The organism is Haloarchaeobius marinus, assembly GCF_051207415.1.
Taxonomy (GTDB): Archaea; Halobacteriota; Halobacteria; order Halobacteriales; family Natrialbaceae; genus Haloarchaeobius.
Genome location: NZ_JBPKGD010000005.1, coordinates 201,446 through 222,180 on the forward strand (window position 1 = coordinate 201,446; position 20,735 = coordinate 222,180).

Sequence of the window (20,735 nt, forward strand, 5' to 3'; positions counted from 1 at the left end):
CCGTGCTCGCTCGTCTCACTCGACCGCCGACCAGACGTGTCTGAACTTCCCACTGTCGGCGTCCCGGTTCGGTGGCTCTGACGCGCTCTCGATGCTGACCCCTGTGACTCCGTGGCGTTCCAGAAAGTCCCGGAGGTCCCGCTCCACCCGGTCCCACACGCGCCGTTCGGCCGCGTCGTCGGCCACCTCCAGCCGAACGGAGAGCGACCGTGGGGCGGTCTGGAGTATCTGGGTCCGACGGACGTCCGGAACCTCCTCGACCACGCTCGATATCGCGAGTGGGAAGACCGGGACGGTCGTACCGTCCTCGGCCGCGAAGTGGAGGACGTCCCCCTGTCGACCCGCGACTTCGACGACCGGGAACGCGCTCCCGCATGGGCATCGGTCCTCGTACATCGTGACGCTGTCGCCGAGGTCGTAACGGACGACAGGCTGGATGCGGTTCGCCAGGTTCGTCACCAGGACGGTGTCCGAGGGCTCGCCGGGGTCGACCGGTCGGTACTCCTCGTCGACCGGTTCGAGGACCACCCAGTCGGTGTTGGCGTGGAGGTTACCATGCGCGCACTCTACGGCGATGGCGTAGAACTCGGTCGCACCGTATATCTCCCGGACCGTGCAGTCGAACGCGCTGCGGAGCTCCTGCTTCTCCGCGTCGGAGATCGGCTCGCCACTCGGCGCGACGAACGCCGGGTCGAGGTTCAGTCGACCGGCGCGCTGTTCGCGCGCGAGTTCCACGAGCACGCTGGCGTAGCCGACGAGGATCGCCGGCTGGAACTCGTCGAGGCTCTCGACCAGCTCCGGAAGGGGTCGCTTCGGTGAGAACAGCCGCAACCGGTCGCGCAGGAACCGGTGTTCCCGCCGGTACATGGCGACGCCGGACGCGGCCGCGTAGTGACCACCGCTGACCGCGAGTTCCGCCGTCCGCACGTCGTTTCGGAAGAGCGAACCCACGGTCCCGGAGGCGAACAACGCCGGAACAGACCAGCGGTCGGACACCGCATCGGCGACGGTCAGCGTGCGCTCGTCCTGGAGGAAGGTCCCCGGCTCTCCGGTCGTCCCGGACGTCAGCCACACCGGGTACCGACCGAGGAAGCGCCGGCCGACGTTCGACGCGTCAGCCACGAACGCGTCGACCCGGGGTCGCGTGACGGCCGTGTCGGTGACCACGTCGTCGAAGTGCTCCATCAGCGTCGACTTGGTCACCGGCGGAAGCGCCCCGAGGTCGGTGATGGGACGGTCGACGTCCCGGTAGTGACGGCTGTAGAACCGGGACTGGCGCAGCACGAACTCCAGCAACGTCTTGAGCCGTCGGCGCTGTCGGGCCTCGACGTCGGCCCGGGTCGCACGCTTCGCGACGAAGGCGTCGAGTCGTATCCGACCGTTCTCCACCGCACTCGGTTCGTGCATCGTCGTGCTAGTCTTTCACTCCCACTGCAAAGAGGGTTCTCGCGGTCCTTCGACGAGGTGACGCCGTTCCGGGGCTTGAACTGGTTTTATCAGCCCCTGGCAGAGACGTGGCATATGCCTGTTAGTTCTCCGTCCGTGTCCGTCACCCGGGACGTCACGTTTCGAGAGACGGACTCGAACTCGCTCGAACTCGACGTCTATCGGCCCACCGATGGAGGCGACCGCCCGGCCATCGTGTTCCTGTACGGCGGCGAGTGGCGCGGGGGACGAAAGGGACGATTCGCCCGGTGGGCACTCTCGTTCGCCGACCGCGGGTACGTCTGCCTGGAACCGACGTATCGGCTGGCCGACGAGACCACGCTCGACGGGATGGTCACCGACGTGAAGACGGCGCTCGCGTGGACGCGTGCCAACGCGTCGGACCTGGGGGTCGACCCGGACCGGGTCGCGGTCGCCGGTCACTCGGCGGGCGCTCACCTCGCCCTGCTCGCGGCTGTAACGCCCGACGACGACGCGACGGGCCCTGTCGACGTCGAGGCGACCCCGGAGGTGGCGGCAGCCATCGGCTTCAGTGGGGTGTACGACCTCCGGGGCAGCGGCGAGGCCGACCCCCACGACGGGGACGGACACGACGTCATAGGTGGCGAGGGGACGGCGCGTGCACGACGAGCAGCAGCCGTTTCACCGGTGACACGGGTCGGGTCCAGCGCGCCACCGACGTTCCTCGCGCACGCTCGCGACGACGACGTGGTCCCGGTATCCACGTCGGAGTCGATGGTAGACGCGCTCCAGACTGCCGACGCTCCCGTTCGAACGTTCTTCCCGGACTCCGGTGGACACGAGTTCCTCTTCAGCACGTGGTGCGTCGAAACCGCGATGGCTCGAACCGCCGACTTTCTGGAGGGAACCGCCGTTCGACCTCACTCCTGACCGGCGGTCAATACGCCGCTCGCAACACGGCCTCGATGTCCTCCGTCGTCGGTTCGAGACCACGCGGGACGTTCGCCACGAACGGGTCCTCGCGTATCGCTTCCGCCACGTCGGGGAACGCGGCGGGGTCGGGACCGTCGACGTCCCTGAGCCTGGAGGGAAGGTCGAGTGCGTCGCGGACCTGCACCACGGACTCGACGACCGCGGCAGCCGTGTCGGCGGTGTCACCGACGTCCAGCGCCTCCCCGAGTAACTCGCGCCGACCGTGGACGTTCGCGAAGAGGTATCTGAGAACGTGTGGCGCGATGACACCGTGTGCGGCGCCCTGCTGGACGTCGTAGCTGCGGGTCAACCCGTGTCCGAACGCGTGGATGATAGACAGCGTCGTCTCGCCACGTCTCGAGATACCGTACTGGACGAGCAGTGTCCCCTCGACGACCGGTTGGAGAACTCGCTCGTCGACGGACTGGGCGCCGAGTTTCCGGAGTCCGTCTTCGAGCAACCGGAGGCCTCGGACGGCCGTCGCGTCCGTTATCGGCGTCGCGTTCCGTGCGTAGACCGTCTCGATGCCCTTGTCGAACCCGTTCATCGCGGACGCCGCGAGGACGCGCTTCGGCGTGGTGGCGAACAGTCCCGGGTCGTAGAAGACGGCTTCCGGCATCAGTCGCGGGTCTGAGATGCCCCCGCTCGCAGGTTCGTCGACGACCCCGGACGCGGGGTCGGCGGTGACACCGGCTACCATGGACAGGTCCGCGCCTGCCAGTGTCGTCGGTACTGCGACGATGGGCGGCAACGAACCGGACGGAATGGAGATGGTTCCGGTTTCGGCGAGTTCCCGGCCGACGTCCCTGGGGTCGCGGTCGGCGGCGGCGAGGACGCTGACGACCTTCGCGAGGTCGAGACTGCTCCCGCCACCGAGGCTGACGAGAACGTCGGCGTCGTGGGCCTCCATCGCTTCGAGGCCGTCGTAGGCGGTTTCGAGGCGCTTCTCCGGGGTCGTCTCGGCGAACACGCCGGCCAGCGCCTCGCCGAGCCCGTCGGTGACCGGTTCGAGTACCGACGGCGTGGTTCCGACCGTGGCTCCACACACGACCAGCGCCCGGTCGTACCCATGGGAATCGAGTTCCTCCGAGAGGTCGCCGACACAGCCGGTACCGTACCTGAGGACGGCCGGACTGTACTCGAACCGGAACTGTCCGGGGTCGCTCATTCTACGCACCCCCGGGCTGTGGCTCGGTCCCCCGACGTGAGGGATTCTGGATACGACGTTCCGGCTGACCACGACGCCGTGGACTCCCCGGACGAACTGGCCAGCGTCGCGCTGCAACACGGTCCCGGTTATCGGCGGCCGGTGGACCGCCAGGGATTGTCGACTCCATAGCGAGACTACGGTTCGGACGGCGTATGGGTTCTTTGGACACGGAGGCCACGTAGTAGCACCTGCGACGCCACGCGTCCCCGACGCCAGCAAATCATTACGGTCCCTCGTGTGTACGGTACCGTATGGGCTGTCCGTACCTGGAGTATCGCCGTTCGACGGACGACCAGCAGTTCGACGTGCCGCGAGCGTATTGCACGGCCGCCGGGCGGTTCGTCCAGCCGTTGCGTGCCGACATCTGCAACGACCGCTACAGTCTCGACCACGCCGAACACTGCGAGATATATCTCGACCACGAGAACGCCGACGGGAGAGATCGATGAGTTACGAGGCGTATCTCGCGGACGAGCCAGTCATCGTCACCGCCGCGTTGACCGGGGGCGTTCACGGCAAGGAGGCGAACCCGAACCTGCCCGAGACGCCCGAGGAGATAGGACGGGCCGCGGCGGCCGCAGAGGATGCTGGTGCCGCAGTAGTCCACCTCCACGCCCGCCGGCCCAACGGGGAACGGTCGTTCGACACCGAGCGCTTCGAGGAAATCGACGAGGCGGTACGACGGTACGCCGACGACGTCGTCGTCCAGCACTCGACGGGCGGAACCGGCGCACCGGCCGAGGAACGCCACCTGCCGCTTCGGACGGACCCGCCGCCGGAGATGGCGTCCCTCGATATGGGCCCGCTGAACAGGTACGACCATCTGACCAGCGAGAACACGCGGGCGACGGTCGATTCGCTCCACGAGGAGATGCGAGAGCGCGGTATCAAACCGGAACTGGAGGTGTTCAACGACGGCCATCTGAACGAGGTTCACGGTCTCCTCGAACGGCGCGACCTCGCAGCGCCCGTGTACGCGACGCTCATCTTCGGTGGGGGGACGCTCACCCGTCCCCGACCCCGCAACCTGCTGAACGCGGTCGACAATCTCCCCGAGGGCGTACACTTCAACACACTCGGGTTCGGGAAGCACCAGTTGCCATTCGCGACGATGGGCATCCTCCTCGGCGGGCACGTTCGCGTCGGCCTCGAGGACAACGTCTACTACCGCCGGGGCGAACTCGCGGAGAGCAACGCCCAGCTCGTCGAACGTGTCGTCAGTATCGCCGACGAACTCGGTCGGGACGTCGCCACCCCAGCCCAGGCCCGGGACGTGCTCGGACTGTGAACGTCCCTGCGAACCAACGCGGACCGGACAAAACTGTTATTTGCTCCTCGGTAGACCTTCTATAAAATGGCCGATTCCACGGAACGTACGTTCGCGGAGCCGAACGAGGAGATCATGCGGGCCACTCATCGGGCACTTCGCAACTACGGGTACGCCGACCTCACCATCAAGCGAATCGCCGAGGAGTACGGGAAGTCGACGGCAGCGGTTCACTACTACTACGAGACGAAAGACGACCTCCTCGTCGCCTTCCTCGACTACCTCCTCGGACAGTTCGTCGATTCGATCGAGGACGTCGAGACGGCCGACCCGGAGCGACGACTGGAACTCCTGCTCGACGAACTGCTCGTCGAACCCGGGGAGAACCAGGACCTGCTGGTCGCCGTCCTCGAGATGCGGAGTCAGACACCGTTCGAGGAGGCGTTCCGCGAGCGGTTCCACCGGAACGACGAGTACATCCGAGACATGCTCGAAGCAGTGATCGACCGCGGTATCGACGAGGGTGTGTTCGACGACGTCGACGCCGACCACGTGTCGAGAGTGCTGATGACCATCGTCGACGGGTCACACTCCCGCGCCGTGGTACAGGGCGAGACGGACCCACTCTCGGCGGGGAGACGGGCCGCGGACGAGTTCACGACCGCCGTGCTACTGGACGACCAGTGAGGTCGGTCCGTCCCGACGTGGCGACCGCCGCATCTCGGGTGGTACTCCCCTCCGGGTGCTCCGGCCGGGGAGACGGTCAGGCGTGCATCACGTGCTCGCGAGACCGACGAGGCGGGTGCAGCGGGCGGATGTGGCACCGACCGTCCGGGAGGTGCTGGTACAGTATTTTGGGCGTGGGCATCGAACACGTGCGTATGTACCACCGGATTCTCGTCCCCACAGACGGGAGCGCCGGCTCGAACGAGGCCCTTCGCCGCGGCATCGACCTGGCACAGAAGTACGGCGCGACGATTCACCTGGTGTACGTCGTCGACGAAGACATCTTCGGACAGTACGGCGGCATCGACGCCATCGAGCACGTCGAGGAGGCGCTCGAAGAGGCGGGCGACGACGTGCTGAAGACCGCCCGGGAGCGCGTCGAAGCGTCGTCGCTGCCGGTCGAGGTTCACGTCGCACACACGACTCCACACCAGGGTATCGTCGATAGCGTTCGCCGGGTCGGTGCCGACCTCGTCGTGATGGGCACCGAACGCCGGTCTGACGAGTATCGACACCTGCTCGGGAGCGTCACCGAGCGCGTCGTCCGCACGAGTCCGGTCCCGGTCCACGTCGTCAAAGCCGAGACGGGCGAGGGAGCCGACCTGACGGTCCGTCCAGCGAGCGAGTCGGACGGCCACGACGTCCGGGAGATAGCACGGCGTTCGATGACCGCATCGTACGGCGACCTCCTCACGGAGACCGAGATCGACGACGCGGTAGCAGAGTGGTACAGTAGCGGGTCGTTCGAGGAACTGCTCTCGGACCAGCAGGCCGTGGTACTCGTCGCCGAGAAGGGTGGTGCCGTCGTCGGGTTCTCGGAGAGCTATCTCGTCGACGCACCCGCCGGGATGACCGGCGAGATACACTGGCTCCACGTCGACCCCGGCCACCGGCGGAACGGCATCGGAACGGAACTCTTCGACCGGACGCGGGCCGTCCTGGCGGACCACGACGCGGAACGGACGCGGGCACTGGTACTGTCCGACTACGAAGGGGGGAACGCGTTCTACCGGACGTGTGGGCTCACCAGGACCGCCTCTCGTCCCGTCCCGGTCGGCGGAACGTCGGTCGAGGAGAACGTGTACACTGAGCCCGTCCCCGCCGGCGAACGACCGAGGCCGCAGGTCGAATCGCGGACGACGGCGGACGGCGAGACCCTGTTCGTCGACTTCGAGGAGAGCGAACTCGGGTCCGAGGGGCCGTTCTTCGCCGCCTACGCGACGAGGGACCGCGAGGACCGGTACGGCTGGTTCTGTTCGAACTGCGAGACGTTCGACAACGCGATGGACTCGATGGGCCGCATCGTCTGCAACCAGTGTGGGAACCACCACAAGGCGACCCGGTGGGACGCGGTGGTGAGCGAGTGACCGAGTCGGCCGTCGGTCGACGTGGCCGTCCGGACGACGGCTCTCTGGTTCGGGGCGTCTCCGTCCCCTGAACGAGAGATACAGAGAAGATACTTGTCCGTCGACCGGTGACGCTGGGAGGAGATGGACCAATCCTCGCACACTCGCAGGCAGGCCCTCGGTCGGATTGCTTCGGCAGGTATCGGCTCTCTCTCGGTGCTGGGGCTCGCAGGGTGTCTCCAGTCGGACCGGGACGCGACCCTCACCGTCGGCGACGGGCGCCGTGCCGACTCCGGACGGGTCGTGAAGGTCCGGGACGTGGGCGTCCAGACCACCCTCTTCCACGCCGCCAACGGCTACTCCGGTATCGTCGGCCTCGAAGGGACGCAGTTCCTCGTGCTCGCCGGTGTGCTCGGTGACGCCGAGTTCCGACTGGACCTCGACGACGAACGGTACGGTCAGGTGACCACCATCGAAGGGATAGACACCGGCCGGACGATGTACGACGGCCAGCGGATGGGGTTCGACCAGAACGCCTCGTACCGGGTCATCCCACTCCCGACCGACGTCTCGCCCCAGGAGGGTTCCATCGTCGTCCCCCAGGACGATGGTCGGGACCTCCGCTGGAGACTGCCCGCGGACGCCAGAGCGGCCATCGCGAACCCACCGACCTTCGAGGTCCGGGACGTCGCCGTGGAGGAGGTCACGGAAGACGGGCGGATTCCACTGTCGTTCTCCGTCACCCGGACCGGGGGTCGCCGAGAGCCGTTCCGGTTCGCCATCGAGTCCGACACCGTCGCCGGTCGGGACGAGACGCTGTCGACGCCCGGCGGGGAGACCGTCTCGTGGGACGCAGCACTCGGCTTCGACGCAGACGCGTCACGGCCCCGGTTCGTCCTGGACTGGGGCTTCGGACAGACCGCTATCGACGTTCCCGCGTAGCCGACCGCCGGTCGGGTTCCCAGGGAGACCGGAAGCAGCCCACCGCCAGTCCGCAGGACGGTCCTCCTGGAGACCATCGGTTCGTACTACGGCGTGTACGTCCACAAGCCCCGACGGTGCCCGCGAACGGGGACTCGGACGAGCGGCGAGGCGTGAGCGCGACTAGAACATCGACACGTCACCGGCGACGATGTCGCGGGTGAGCGAGTCGACGGATTCGAGTTCATCGGTGACGATTCGTCGAACAGCATCGTCGTCGCGGACCGTCGTATCGACGTCGACGGCCCGGGGGTCCGTGACCGGCGTTCCGATCTGGGAGAGGAGTTTCACCTCGGTGTGTTCGGCCCCGAGTTCCCGGTGAACGCGTTCCGCGGCGTTCGTGGCGACGAGGTTGTACAGTTTGCCGACGTGCGTGACCGGGTTCTTCCCGGCCGACGCTTCGAGGCTCATCGGCCGGTGGGGAGTGATGACGCCGTTGACCCGGTTCCCGCGCCCGACGTTCCCGTCGTCTCCCATCTCTGCGGAGAGCCCGGTTTCGGTGAGATAGACGTCGCCGGTGTCGACGTCGTCGGCAGCGTTCACGTCCACGTGTACGCGTCTGTCCGTCCGGTCGCTCGCGTATCTCCTCGCGACCCGTTCGACCTGGTCCACCACGTCGACGTACTCGTCGATGCTGGCGACGTGTCGAGAGACGACGGCGGCGGCGACGGTGAGTTCGAGTTCGTCTCCCGCACGCCAGCCCAGCACCTTGACGTCCTCGCCGACGGCGGGGATTCGCTCGCGTAGCACCGGCTCGATGCCCTTGACGATGCGGTCGGTCTCGGAGAGCGGTGCGTAACCGGAACCGACGCTCGTATCGTTGGCCAGCGGCGCCCCCTCCACGTCGAACAGCGACTTCAGGCCTGACGACGTCTCGCCGATTCGGGAGTCGAACTCGACCGCGTCGCCGTCCAGTTCGTCGAGGTTCGCGTCGACGTAGTCGCGTGCTGCCTCGATCGCGATGTCGTCGACCGGGACCCGTCGGCCGTCGACCGACCTGGTCGCCCGACCGCCGAGCAAGACGTATATCGGGTCGACGATCTCACCGCCGCCGAAGGCCGGGTTCGTCGTCCCGGCGACGAGTTGTACCTTGTCCGTGTTGTGGTGCAGGACGTGACCGAATTCGTCGAGGTAGTGCCGCGAGAGGCGTCGCGAGATGGCTTCGGCGATGCCGTCACAGAGGGAGTCCGGGTGTCCGAGCCCCTTCCGTTCGACGAACTCAGTCGACCGGGCGGTGACCGGGTTCTGGTCGAGGTGTCGGATGGAGACCGAGGGTTCCGCCATGGTACACACTAGCAACGGTCGCTGGCGGAAAATAGTTCGTCGCTGGCTACCCGTCCGGTCGTCGAGGAACGCGAAACTGTCGAGGTTCGCACTCCAATCGCGGTCGTGGCGACGGAAGAGATGGCCGCTGCCACCCGCCCGGCTCCGAACGCTCGGTACAGTTATGAGAGCGCTGACCGAACCGTTCTACCAGAAGTGACAGACCACGGACGACCATACTTCGAGTTTCAGGCGGACGTCGGCATCACGGAGCACATGGGCGGCCTCGAAGCGACGGCCGAGCTTCTCGATACGTGTCACGTCCGCGAGGGTGACCTGGTGCTGGACGTCGGGTCGGGAACAGGAATCACGTCGTGCTACGCCGCTGCCCGGTACGGCTGCCGGGTGGTGGGACTGGACATCTCGGACAGGATGGTCGACTGGGCTTCGAAGCGTGCCGAACGGGCCGGCGTGGCCGACGAGGTCGAGTTCGTCGTCGGGGACGTCGACAGCATCCCCTTGGGGGACGACCAGTTCGACGCAGTGGTCAGTGAGTCGGTCACCGCGTTCGCCAGGGACAGGGCGGGCGCGGTCGGGGAGTACGTTCGCGTGACGAAACCGGGTGGCTACGTGGGGTTGAACGAATCGACCTGGCTGGACGACCCTCCGCGAGAACTGCGTGACTACATGGCTCGCACCCTCGGTGCGGAGTTCGAAACGCGGACGGGCTGGACGGGTCTCCTCGAGGCGGCAGGACTGGACGACGTTACGGTGGCGACGTACGAACTGAGTCCGGTTCGGCAGTACGGGCACGAGCTACGGCGCCAGGGAATCACCGGCATCGCGACGGCGTGGTGGCGGTTCCTCACTTCCTTCGTCACGGATGCGGATTTCAGACGTCGCATTCGAACGTTCTGGCCCGGTGGGAGGACCACGTGGCGGTTCCTGTTCGACTTCTTCGAGTACCAGGGTTACGGACTCTACGTCGGCAGGAAGCCCACGAGCACGGGGACGACGGGTCGCGGTCGTGTCGGTGAGGTGGTCCACCACAGTCGTGGGGCGGACGTTGGTGCAGGTGCGCGCGGGCACGCGTGAGAACCGAAATACTCTCGTCCGGCCTTCGTGACCTGTTTATAGCTTCGATTCCTACCGTGGCGTATGTCCGACGAGTCACAGCCAACACAGACGCCGCCGACGCCGACGGCGAGCGTCTGGCCGATGCTCATCGCGGTCGGCCTCGCGGTCTCGGAGGTCGGCGTACTGTTCGCCATCCTCCCGATATCCGTGTTCGGCCTCCTGCTCTTCGCGGGCGGCCTCGCCGGCATCGTCTCCGAGACGGGCTACGTCGACGAACCGTGGCTGACGCTCGCAGGTCTCGGCGTCGTCCTCGTCCTGGTCGGTGGCGGCCTGTTCGTCGCGTTCGACGGGAGCCTCCTCTCCGGTGGCGAACTGGTGCGGGTTCCGAACGGCATCGCCTACCGCGGCGTCTCGATAGCCGTCGCGGGCCTGCTCGGCGTCGTCCTGGCCATCTACGGCCGGTTCTACCTCGAAGTGTGGCACGAACCGGGTCCCTGACGACGGCCTCGACCCACCGCCGACGGGAGCGTCTGTGCTGCTGAAATCGACAACCTATTTGGGTCCCCGGCCGAAACCTCCGGCAACGATGGAACAAGAACGGAAAATCTTCGACAAGGACACGCTCCTCGACCTGACGGTGAACATCATACCGCTGTTCATCATGGTGTTCTTCTTACTCCTGTTTCTCCCGATAATCTACGGTCCGTTCGGCTGGGGTGGCCTGTTCTCCCTGCTCCAGGTCGGACTCATGGTGATCCCCATCGTCGCATTGACCATCCTGACGTACTACTCCGCGAAGGCCATCGAGGGAGACGCGAACGCGGCGGAAGCGAGGGAGGCGGCCGAGGCCGAGGCGGCCGAGACCGAGGCGGCCGAGGCGGAGTCGACCCCGGTCGAGTCGGGTGAGGAGACGAGCGAACCGAGCACGGAATAACGGGGCATCTCGTCGTCGGGTTCTATCTCCAAATCGACACACGACGACAGACCCGAACCTTTCTTTAGGGTGCATACCTCAGAGTCGCACATGGATATTAGCGGACAGATATTGCTAACCGCACTCATGGCGCTGTTCCTCTTCGGCGTCGTCCTCTTCATCACACGGCTGGAGGACTGGCGCTCGTACACGCCACTCGCTGGCGGCGGTTCGGGCATCGTCAGCGGTGAGGGCGGATACGGTCACGCAGAGAAACCCGGTGGCATCATCCGTTGGTTCACGACCGTCGACCACAAGGACATCGGCATCATGTACGGCATCTACGCCGTCCTCGCGTTCGCGTGGGGTGGACTCGCCGTCGTCGTGATGCGGACGGAACTGATGACCCCGAGCGTCGACGTCACGACGGCTCTCGCCAGCCCGATGGGCGTCAGCAGCGGACAGGCCCTGTACAACTCGCTGTTGACCAGTCACGGCATCACGATGCTGTTCCTGTTCGGGACGCCCATCATCGCGGCGTTCTCGAACTACCTCATCCCGCTTCTCATCGGCGCGGACGACATGGCGTTCCCCCGCGTCAACGCCATCGCGTTCTGGTTGCTCCCGCCGGGTGCGATACTCATCTGGGCCGGGTTCTTCGTCGCTCCGTTCGTCGAGGGCGTCGCGCCGTCGATGATCTCGTGGACGATGTACCCACCCCAGGCGCTCGAACAGACCGCGAGCGGGTCGCCGGCGACGAGCATCGCTGCGCTCAACCCCGGGACCGACCTGATGCTGCTCGGACTGCACCTCACCGGCGTCTCGGCGACGATGGGTGCGATCAACTTCATCGCGACCATCTTCACCGAGCGCGGTCCCACGGTCGGCTGGGACAGACTCGACATCTTCTCGTGGACCGTCCTCACGCAGTCCGGTATCATCCTGTTCTCGTTCCCGCTCCTGGGCAGTGCGCTCATCATGCTCCTGCTCGACCGGAACCTCGGGACGACGTTCTTCACCACCGACGGTGGCGGGACCATCCTCTTCCAGCACCTGTTCTGGTTCTTCGGTCACCCCGAGGTGTACATCCTCGTCCTACCGCCGATGGGCATCATCAGCTACGTCCTGCCCCGGTTCACCGGACGGAAGCTGTTCGGCTTCAAGTTCGTCGTCTACTCCACGCTGGCCATCGGCGTGCTCAGCTTCGGCGTCTGGGCACACCACATGTTCAGCACCGGCATCGACCCGCGCATCCGGATGTCGTTCATGGCCGTCTCGCTGGCCATCGCCATCCCGTCGGCCGTGAAGACGTTCAACTGGATCACCACCATGTGGAACGGGAAGATCCGGCTGACGACGCCGATGCTCTTCTGCATCGGGTTCGTCGGCAACTTCATCATCGGCGGCGTCACGGGCGTCTTCCTCGCCTCCGTCCCCGTCGACCTGCTGCTCCACGACACGTACTACGTCGTCGGGCACTTCCACTACGTCATCATGGGCGCCATCGCGTTCGCCGTGTTCGCCGGCGTCTACTTCTGGTTCCCCCTCGTCACCGGCCGGATGTACCAGGTCACGCTGGCCAAGGCGCACTTCTGGCTGACGATGATCGGGACGAACCTCACGTTCTTCGCGATGATCCTGATGGGCTACGCCGGGATGCCCCGTCGGTACGCGGGCTACAGCGGCATCACGGTCGGTCCCATCGACATGATAACGCTCATGCACGTGCTGGCGACCATCGGTGCGTTCGTCCTGCTCGTCGGGACGCTCATCTGGCTGGCGAACATGGTCCAGTCCTACATGGAGGGGCCACGCGTCGGACCGGACCCGTGGAACCTCGAAGAGGACGGCCTCTACTCCCGCGAGTGGGACTGGTTCGGTGACCGCCTCGAGACGGCACTGACCGACGGTGGCGACGAAGAAGTGGTGACCGACGGCGGCCGCGACGAATAACCGCGTCTCCTTCTACTCCCGGTTCGCAGACGACCGGTTCAGCTCAGTACGAGCACGAACCCGGTCACGAACATCAGGACGACGATACTTCCGAGCACCAGTCCGATGAGTTCCTTCTGGGTCACACCACGGTGTTGGGAGTGGAGAGCAAAAGGCTAATCGTTGCCCGGGCCAACCCACGAACGTGAGCCAACCCGTCACCGACCGCCTTCGAGGGAGACGCGTCGTCACCACCGTCTACGTCGCAGTCGTCGCCCTCGCCGGCGTATTCGGGGCCGCAATCGGCGTCCTCCTCCCGGCGGAGAACGGTCGGGACATCCAGGAGGCGGCCTTCGCCGGCATCGAGTTCGCCGTCACCCCGTTCAACTTCGCCCTCTACGGCGTCCTGATGGTGGGCGTCACGCTCGGCGTGCTGTTGGTCGGCGTCTCACTCGTGTCTCGGTACGACGACGACGCCGTCGAGAAGCAGTAGGGTCGGCGAGACCGGCCTAGTCGCCCGACCGGACCTTCGCCGCGATGTCGTCGACGACGTCCGGGTTCCGGAGCGTCGAGGTGTCGCCGAGTTCCTCGTCGTTCGCGATGTCCTCGAGCAGTCTGCGCATTATCTTCCCCGAGCGCGTCTTCGGCAGTTCCGGCGTGAAGACGACGGCCTCCGGACGGGCGATGGGGCCGATGGCGTCCTCGACGCCCTCGACTATCTGGTGGCGCAGGTCGTCGCTCGGGTCGTAGCCGTCCTCGGTGATGACGTAGGCGTACACCGCCTCGCCCTTGACGTCGTGGTGGCCGCCGACGACGGCGGCCTCGGCGACGCCTTCGACGCCGACGATGGCCGACTCGATCTCCATCGTCCCGAGGCGGTGCCCGGAGACGTTGATGACGTCGTCGACCCGACCGAGCACCGTGATGTACCCGTCCGAGTCTATCTTCGCGCCGTCCTCCGGGAAGTACACCCACTCGTCACGGTCGGGGTTGGAGTACTCTCGCCAGTACTCCTCGATGAACCGCTCGTCGTTGTTGTACAGCGTCCGGAGCATCCCCGGCCAGGGCCTGTTGACGACGAGGTAGCCGGCCTGTCCGGCCTCGACGGGGTCGCCCGCGACGTCGACGACGTCGGCCGAGACCCCCGGCAGGGGCGGCCCGGCCGACCCGGGTTTCATCTTGCCGACCCCTGGCAGGGTGGTCACCATCATGCCGCCCGTCTCGGTCTGCCACCACGTGTCGACGACGGGGCACTCCTCCCCGCCGACGTGCCTGTAGTACCACTTCCAGGCGCGTGGGTTGATGGGTTCGCCCACCGTCCCGAGCAGGCGCAGACTCGAGAGGTCGTGGCCCTCCAGGTAGTCCGCACCCCACTTCATGAACGCCCGGATGGCAGTCGGCGCCGTGTAGAAGATGTCGACGGCGTATCGGTCGACCATGTCCCAGAGCCGGTCGCGGTCGGGGTAGTCGGGCGTCCCCTCGTACATGAGCGTCGTCGTCCCGAGCGCGAGTGGGCCGTAGACGATGTAGCTGTGGCCGGTGATCCAGCCGATGTCGGCCGCACACCAGTACGTGTCCTCCGGCTTGATGTCGAGCACCGCCTGCGACGTCCAGCTGACGTAGCTGAGGTAGCCGCCGGTGGTGTGTTTGACGCCTTTCGGCTGCCCCGTCGTGCCCGAGGTGTACATGAGGAACAGCATGTCCTCGGCGTCGCGCTCGACGGGGGCGACCGTCTCGCCCGCGTGGTCCTCGACGAGTTCGTCGTAGTCGTGGGCGTGCTCACCGAGGGAGTGCTCCTGCACGTCGCCGAGGCGGTCGACGACCACCGTCTCGACGTCGTGGTCGACCGACTCCAGGCCGCGGTCGGCCTTCTCTTTGTGGTTGAGCGGGTCGCCGCGGCGGTAGTAGCCGTCACAGGTGACGAGGTACTCGGACTCGGCGGCGTTCATCCGGGTCGCCAGCGCGTCCGCCGAGAACCCGGCGAACACCACCGAGTGCGGCGCCCCGATACGCGCACACGCCAGCATGGCGATGGGCAGTTCCGGCACCATCGGCATGTACATCGTGACCACGTCGTCCTCCTCGACGCCCACCTCGCGGAGGCCGGCCGCGAACTCGTTCACCTCGTTGTAGAGGTCGAGGTACGTGTACGTCCGCGTCTCGCCGAGTTCGCCCTCCCAGCGGATGGCCGCCTGGTTCTTGCGTCCGTTCTCGACGTGACGGTCGATGCAGTTGTACGACGCGTTGAGCGACCCGTCCGTGAACCACTCGTAGAACGGTGCGTCGCTGTCGTCGAGGACCTGGTCGTAGTCGTCGTCCCAGTCGAGGAGGTCGGCCGCCTGCTCCCAGCACTCCGGCCAGTTCTCCTCGAACTCCTCGTAGATGCCCTCGTCCGAGACGTTCGCCTGCTCGACGAACGCTGCCGGGGGTTCGAACGCGTCCTGTTCCTCCAGTCGAGCCTCCAGTTCTACCGCTCCCTCCTCGGTATCCTCTGGCATGGGTACGTATAAAAAGGACGTCCAATAGGGGGATAAACGTTCCCCCGATTGTCGACCGCGTTCAGACGCCGAGGTAGCGTTGGCGGGTCTCCGTGTCGGATTTGAGGGCGTCGGCGGGTCCCTCGAAGACCACCTCCCCCTGGTCGATGACGTAACAGCGGTCGGAGATGTTCATCGCCGCGATGGCGTTCTGCTCGACGAGCAGGATGGTCGTCCCGTCGTCGCGAATCCGCCGGACGGCGTCCTCGACGGCCTCGATTATCTGCGGGGCGAGTCCCTCGTACGGTTCGTCGAGCAACAGCAGGTCGGTCGGTTGCCTGAGCGCCCGGCCGATGGCGAGCATCTGCTGTTCGCCGCCGGAGAGCGTCCCGGCGAGTTGCTCCTGTCGCTCCTCCAGTCGGGGGAAGTACTCGAACACGTCCGCTCGCGTGAGCCCTCTCCGTTCCGACGCGACCGACCGGCCCCAGCGGTTCGAGGCGTTCCGTGCGACCTCGGGGAGTTTGAGGTTCTCCTCGACGGTCAGTTCCGTGAAGATGCGTCGCTCCTCCGGGACGAGCGAGATGCCCCTCGCAGCGACGTCTTCGGGCCGTTCACCCGTGACGACCTGGCCGTCGAACGTGACCGTCCCCGACCGGACGTTCGGGGGCACGGCACCGGCGATGGACCGGAGCGTGGTCGTCTTGCCGGCGCCGTTCCGTCCGAGCAACGCACAGATCTCGCCGTCCGAGACCTGCATGCTGAGGTCCCGGAGGATGTGACTGTCGCCGTAGTAGGAGTTCACGTCGTCGAGTTCGAGTATCATTCCTGCGCACCCCCGAGGTAGGCTTCCTGAACCCGCGGATTCTCTCGAATCTCCTCCGGCGGTCCCTCCGCGATCACCCGTCCTCGATTGAGGACGATGATGCGGTCGGAGACGCTGAAGACGATCTCCATGTCGTGTTCGACCAGCAGGAACGTCAGCCCCCGGTCCTCCTTGACCTCCTCGATGAGGTCGACGGTCGATTCGGTCTCCTCGGGCGACATGCCCGCGGTCGGTTCGTCCATCAGGAGCATGTCCGGGTCGGCGGCGAGGGCGATGCCGATCTCCAGTCGACGCTTGTCGCCGTAGGGGAGGTCGGCGGCCCGCACGTCGCGCTGCTCCCAGAGCCCCACCGAGTCGAGCGTCTCGCGGGCCTCCGCCTCGACCGAGTCGTAGGAGTCGAGTCGGGTCATGAAGTTGAACCGGAACTCCCCGTGTTCGGCACCGAGGGAGGCGATGCGAGCGTTGTCCATCACCGAGAGGTCCGGGAAGATGGAGGCGGTCTGGAACGACTTGCTGATGCCACGCTGGACAACCTCGTGGGGTTCGAGTCCCACGATGGACTCGCCCTTGAACCGGATGTCGCCCTCCGTGGGGTCGAGTCGGCTGGTGATGAGGTTGATGAGCGTGGACTTCCCGGCGCCGTTCGGGCCGATGAGGCTGACCCGTTCGTCCTCCTCGATGTTTATGGAGACGTCGTCGGTCGCGGTGACGCCACCGAACTGCTTGACGAGGTCCTCCGTCTCGAGTAGCGCCATCAGTCCTCACCTCCAGAACTGCTGACGTCCGTGTCGCTGCTGGGCACGTACTCCTGCAGGGTCCGGAGCCGCTGGAGTCCGGCCCAGAGGCCGCCCGGGAACAACCAGACGACGAGAACGAACATTGCACCGAGGTAGAGGTGCCACTTCTCTCCGACGGTCGGAACCGAGATGAGTACGTTCGACATGTAGAGGTAGACGAACGCACCGAGGAACGCACCGAACAGCGTCCCGACGCCGCCGAGGACGCTCATGATGACGACGTCCCCGCTGATTATCCACTCGAACGTCGCGGCGGACGCCGACCCGTTGTAGATGGTGAACAGCGCCCCCGCGAGTCCGGCGAACCCGCCGGAGATGATGAACGCGACCAGCTTGTAGCGCCAGACGTTCAGGCCGACGAAGTTGGCTCGCTGTTCGTTCTCCCGGATCGCCTTGAAGACGAGTCCGTACGGCGACTGGAGGATGCGGTAGGCGATGGCCACGGAGATGACCGTGAGAATCGCGATGAACAGGTAGAGCCACGACCCCACCAGTCCGAGCGCATCGAGTACAGGGACACCGGCATCGAGGGGAATCACTCCGAACAGGTTGCCGATCTCGAAGAAGATGCCGTCCTCACCGCCGGTGATTTGGCGTGCCGGCCCCCGCATCGTGTAGAAGAACATCTGCCCGAACGCGAGCGTGAGGATGGAGAAGTAGATGCCACCGCGCCGGAGCGAGATGAACCCGATTATCCACGCGAGTACGAGCGAAGCCGCGACGCCGACGACGACGAGCACCACCGGGGAGCCGATTCCGGCGTACTTCACGAGCAAGCCGGCCGCCATGCTCCCCATGCCGTAGAAGGCGGCGTGGCCGAACGACAGCAGTCCGGTGTAGCCGTGGAGCAGGTCGAAGCCCATCACGAAGATGCCCCAGATGAGGATGAGCGACGTCAGCCCGTAGTAGCCCTTGAGCAGGTCGCTGATGACCGGTGCACCCGCAAAGACCCACGGGAACACCAGGACCGCGACCGCCGTCGCACCGATGACGAACGGTTCGCTCTCGCGGATTCGCTCCCAGCGGGTATCGTAGCCGTTGACCTGCTCGGTCCCGACCGTGCTTGCGGACTCGTGACCGCCGTCCGCACGACCGTCGGTCACGTGCTCGACACCTCCGTACCGAGTATCCCCTGCGGTCGCCACAGGAGCACCACGGCAGCGATCACGTAGATACCGACGTCCGACCAGATGGAGAGGTTGTACGACCCTATCGACGTCTGGACGAGGATGGCGGAGACCATCCCCAGCGTCAGGCCGCCGAGGACGGCCCCCCGGATGCTCCCGACGCCACCGATGACGACGGTGATGAAGGCGGGAACCAGAATTTCGGTACCTGCGGTCGGATTGATCGGACTCAACGGCCCGCCGATGACGCCTGCGATGCCCGCCAGCGCCGCGCCGATTCCGAAGACCACGATGTACGGACGAGTGATTCGGATGCCGAGAAGTTGGACCATCTCCGGGTCCTCCGTTCCGGCACGGACGACCAGTCCGAAGTCGGTGTACTCGATGACGAAGTACACCGCCAGGACGAGCACGGCCGTCAATCCGATGATGGCGATCCGCCACCACGAGATGGCGACGCCCGGAATCGGGACCGAGCCCTCTATCGGTTGTGGGAACGGCTGACTGTTCGAACCGAACATCAGTCGGAGTACCTCCTGGACGACGATAGCCATCCCGAAGGTCACCAGTATCTGGTCCGTATCTGGTCTATCGTAGAACGCCCGCGCGAGGAACCGTTCCATCAGGAGGCCGATGACGAACACCACCACCGTCACGGCTATCAGCGCGACGACGAATCCCGCTCCGAGTCCGATGGACTCGAATCCCATCCCAGCGAGGTATCCTTCGGTCAGCGTCAACTCGGCGGCCACGTACAGACCGAAGTACGCACCGATGATGTACAGGGCCCCGTGGGCGAAGTTGACGAACTCGAGCGTTCCGAGTATGATCGAGAGCCCGACCGCCAACAAGACGTAGATCGACCCCTGCTGGAGCCCGTTCAGTAGTATCGAGACACTGTCCGTGACGAGACTCATTCGGTTCCACCTCGCTTACCTTCGACTGTCATTGTCTGCATTTGAAATATGGTAGGGGGACTCGAAACCGCGTTACTCGTACGGGCCGAGCTCACACTCGGCGGCCGGTCCTTCGTCGCAGCTGTAGGTGACGTCTTCTGCGTCCGTCAGCTCGACGATCTCGTAGAAGTTCCCCGACTCGATCTGGTCGGCCGGGAGACCACGAACCACCGGCACCGCGCGCTGGGCCTGGTGGTCGCACGCTCGCATTACCTCCGGTCCCATACCGATGTTGTCGTACTCGTACCCCTCCAGTTCCTTGATGACGTCCGGCGGGTAGAACGACCCGGCACGTTCGACCGCTGCGGAGTACTGGAGCGTCTGTGCGTACGCCAGCTGGGCCGGGCCCGAGGGGACGCGATCGTACTCGTTCATGAACGCCTCGGTGAACTGGTTCGACGGCTCGTTGTCGATCGCGGAGTCCCACGCGACGGTACCGAACACGCCCGAGATGGCGTCGCCGGCCGCCTCTGCCATCGGACGGTTGTACAGCGGGACGACGATCTCCATCGAGTCGTCCACCCCCGCGTCGATCGCCTGCGTGAGGGAGTTCGCGAGGTCGAGCCCGTAGTGGTCGAGCATGAGGACGTCCGCACCCGAACTCGCCGCCTCGGAGAGGAACGACGAGTAGTCGCTCGTCCCCAGCGGGGTCGCGACGGAGTCGACCTGCGACCAGTTGGCCTGCTCGCTCATGAACTGCCGCATCGATTCCTCGACGGACTGTCCCCAGGTGTAGTCCGCGTACAACTGGTAGAACTGCAGGTCGCTCCCGTACTCGTTCGCGAGCACGGGTGCGAGCGCAGCTGCCGAGTGGTAGGCGTTGAACACCTCACGGAAGCCGTACCGGACGCAGTCTTTCCCGGTCGTGTCGTTGGAGTGCGTCAGGCAGGCCATGAAGACGACCTTCTGTTTCTGACACTCGTCCTCCACGTTGATCGCGACCGACGACGACGAGCCGCCAGAGATCATGATCGCGTCGTCGCGCTCGATGAGCTGTCTGGCGTTCTCGCGTGCCTTGTCCTTGTCTGTCTCCGTGTCTGCCTCCACCCAGTCGATGTTCTTGCCGACGACCCCGTCACCGCTGAGGTCGTCGAACTGGCTGTCGACCCAGCCGCCACCGTTGTTCAGGTGCTTGACGGCGAGCTTGTACGCCCGGAGTTCGTCCTGCCCCTCCGACCCGTACGGACCGGAGAGGGGTACGTTGAACCCGTACATCGCGGTGTCGCCCTCTATCGGATAGTTCCCGAGTGCCTCCTTGCTGCCACCACTCGTGAGCGAGTCCGTGCACCCGGCGAGACCGATCCCGAGCCCGGTTGCGGCCGTCGCCTGTAACACTTTGCGCCGTGAATGTGGACTATTATTTGCCACGGTAGGTGGTAACACGAAGTAATACATTATAATTGTTTCGGAATTACTCAAAAAGAGGGCTGTGGGGGCCCCTAACCGCCGTTTACATGCATT

At 65.7% G+C, this 20,735-nt stretch carries 20 protein-coding genes; 11 read left to right on the plus strand and 9 right to left on the minus strand.

Features of this window, described 5'->3' with window-relative positions; genetic code table 11:
- Positions 1-15: 15 nt before the first annotated feature.
- The gene (locus ACSC1W_RS17510) at positions 16-1,407 is read right to left on the minus strand and encodes a phenylacetate--CoA ligase family protein (RefSeq protein ID WP_435348932.1); all 1,392 of its coding nucleotides are present in this window, start codon (positions 1,405-1,407) and stop codon (positions 16-18) included.
- A 114-nt stretch (positions 1,408-1,521) separates the two neighbouring features.
- Between ACSC1W_RS17510 and ACSC1W_RS17515 the strand changes: the two genes are divergently transcribed.
- Complete coding sequence (locus ACSC1W_RS17515; RefSeq protein ID WP_435348933.1) at positions 1,522-2,337, plus strand: alpha/beta hydrolase; 816 nt, start codon at positions 1,522-1,524, stop codon at positions 2,335-2,337.
- Positions 2,338-2,344: 7 nt separating this feature from the next.
- Here the strand turns inward: ACSC1W_RS17515 and ACSC1W_RS17520 are convergent, their stop codons facing one another.
- Entirely contained in the window at positions 2,345-3,547 is a 1,203-nt protein-coding gene (locus tag ACSC1W_RS17520) for an iron-containing alcohol dehydrogenase family protein (RefSeq protein ID WP_435348934.1), read from the minus strand.
- A 293-nt stretch (positions 3,548-3,840) separates the two neighbouring features.
- Between ACSC1W_RS17520 and ACSC1W_RS17525 the strand changes: the two genes are divergently transcribed.
- The 5 genes from ACSC1W_RS17525 (at position 3,841) to ACSC1W_RS17545 (ending at position 7,870) form a co-directional block, all read left to right on the plus strand.
- Entirely contained in the window at positions 3,841-4,038 is a 198-nt protein-coding gene (locus ACSC1W_RS17525) for a hypothetical protein (protein ID WP_435348935.1), read from the plus strand.
- Entirely contained in the window at positions 4,035-4,877 is an 843-nt protein-coding gene (locus tag ACSC1W_RS17530) for a beta-keto acid cleavage family enzyme (protein ID WP_435348936.1), read from the plus strand. Before ACSC1W_RS17525 ends, ACSC1W_RS17530 begins: the two co-directional genes overlap by 4 nt.
- 66 nt (positions 4,878-4,943) lie before the next feature.
- Positions 4,944-5,543, plus strand: a complete 600-nt coding sequence (locus tag ACSC1W_RS17535; RefSeq protein WP_435348937.1) for a TetR/AcrR family transcriptional regulator — start codon at positions 4,944-4,946, stop codon at positions 5,541-5,543.
- A gap of 194 nt (positions 5,544-5,737) precedes the next feature.
- Positions 5,738-6,949: a GNAT family N-acetyltransferase gene (locus tag ACSC1W_RS17540; RefSeq protein WP_435348938.1), complete on the plus strand. Its 1,212-nt coding sequence runs from the start codon at positions 5,738-5,740 to the stop codon at positions 6,947-6,949.
- A 123-nt stretch (positions 6,950-7,072) separates the two neighbouring features.
- Positions 7,073-7,870, plus strand: coding sequence for a hypothetical protein (locus ACSC1W_RS17545; protein ID WP_435348939.1), 798 nt, complete (start codon positions 7,073-7,075; stop codon positions 7,868-7,870).
- Positions 7,871-8,032: 162 nt separating this feature from the next.
- Here ACSC1W_RS17545 and ACSC1W_RS17550 read toward each other — a convergent pair whose 3' ends face one another.
- On the minus strand, positions 8,033-9,193 hold the full coding sequence (locus tag ACSC1W_RS17550) for a methionine adenosyltransferase (RefSeq protein WP_435348940.1): 1,161 nt from the start codon (positions 9,191-9,193) through the stop codon (positions 8,033-8,035).
- Positions 9,194-9,388: 195 nt separating this feature from the next.
- On the opposite strand from ACSC1W_RS17550, the gene ACSC1W_RS17555 reads away from it, so the two are divergent.
- The 5 genes from ACSC1W_RS17555 (at position 9,389) to ACSC1W_RS17575 (ending at position 13,587) form a co-directional block, all read left to right on the plus strand.
- On the plus strand, positions 9,389-10,267 hold the full coding sequence (locus ACSC1W_RS17555; protein ID WP_435348941.1) for a class I SAM-dependent methyltransferase: 879 nt from the start codon (positions 9,389-9,391) through the stop codon (positions 10,265-10,267).
- A 63-nt stretch (positions 10,268-10,330) separates the two neighbouring features.
- On the plus strand, positions 10,331-10,747 hold the full coding sequence (locus ACSC1W_RS17560; protein WP_435348942.1) for a DUF7541 family protein: 417 nt from the start codon (positions 10,331-10,333) through the stop codon (positions 10,745-10,747).
- Positions 10,748-10,835: 88 nt separating this feature from the next.
- Positions 10,836-11,183, plus strand: coding sequence for a DUF6684 family protein (locus ACSC1W_RS17565; RefSeq protein WP_435348943.1), 348 nt, complete (start codon positions 10,836-10,838; stop codon positions 11,181-11,183).
- A gap of 90 nt (positions 11,184-11,273) precedes the next feature.
- Positions 11,274-13,115: a cbb3-type cytochrome c oxidase subunit I gene (locus tag ACSC1W_RS17570; RefSeq protein WP_435348944.1), complete on the plus strand. Its 1,842-nt coding sequence runs from the start codon at positions 11,274-11,276 to the stop codon at positions 13,113-13,115.
- A gap of 184 nt (positions 13,116-13,299) precedes the next feature.
- On the plus strand, positions 13,300-13,587 hold the full coding sequence (locus ACSC1W_RS17575; RefSeq protein ID WP_435348945.1) for a DUF7520 family protein: 288 nt from the start codon (positions 13,300-13,302) through the stop codon (positions 13,585-13,587).
- 16 nt (positions 13,588-13,603) lie between these two features.
- Here the strand turns inward: ACSC1W_RS17575 and acs are convergent, their stop codons facing one another.
- The 6 genes from acs to ACSC1W_RS17605 form a co-directional block, all read right to left on the minus strand.
- Complete coding sequence (gene acs, locus ACSC1W_RS17580; protein ID WP_435348946.1) at positions 13,604-15,592, minus strand: acetate--CoA ligase; 1,989 nt, start codon at positions 15,590-15,592, stop codon at positions 13,604-13,606.
- A gap of 61 nt (positions 15,593-15,653) precedes the next feature.
- Entirely contained in the window at positions 15,654-16,394 is a 741-nt protein-coding gene (locus tag ACSC1W_RS17585; protein WP_435348947.1) for an ABC transporter ATP-binding protein, read from the minus strand.
- Positions 16,391-17,149, minus strand: coding sequence for an ABC transporter ATP-binding protein (locus ACSC1W_RS17590; protein WP_435348948.1), 759 nt, complete (start codon positions 17,147-17,149; stop codon positions 16,391-16,393). Before ACSC1W_RS17590 ends, ACSC1W_RS17585 begins: the two co-directional genes overlap by 4 nt.
- Positions 17,149-18,294 carry a branched-chain amino acid ABC transporter permease gene (locus tag ACSC1W_RS17595; protein ID WP_435348949.1) on the minus strand — a complete coding sequence of 382 codons (1,146 nt, stop codon included), beginning with the start codon at positions 18,292-18,294 and terminating at the stop codon, positions 17,149-17,151. The genes ACSC1W_RS17590 and ACSC1W_RS17595 overlap by 1 nt, the downstream gene beginning before the upstream one ends.
- Positions 18,291-19,235, minus strand: a complete 945-nt coding sequence (locus ACSC1W_RS17600) for a branched-chain amino acid ABC transporter permease (protein WP_435348950.1) — start codon at positions 19,233-19,235, stop codon at positions 18,291-18,293. Before ACSC1W_RS17600 ends, ACSC1W_RS17595 begins: the two co-directional genes overlap by 4 nt.
- Before the next feature lie 72 nt (positions 19,236-19,307).
- Positions 19,308-20,669 (minus strand): substrate-binding protein, encoded by a 1,362-nt coding sequence (locus ACSC1W_RS17605; protein WP_435348951.1) that lies wholly within the window; start codon positions 20,667-20,669, stop codon positions 19,308-19,310.
- Positions 20,670-20,735: the final 66 nt, after the last annotated feature.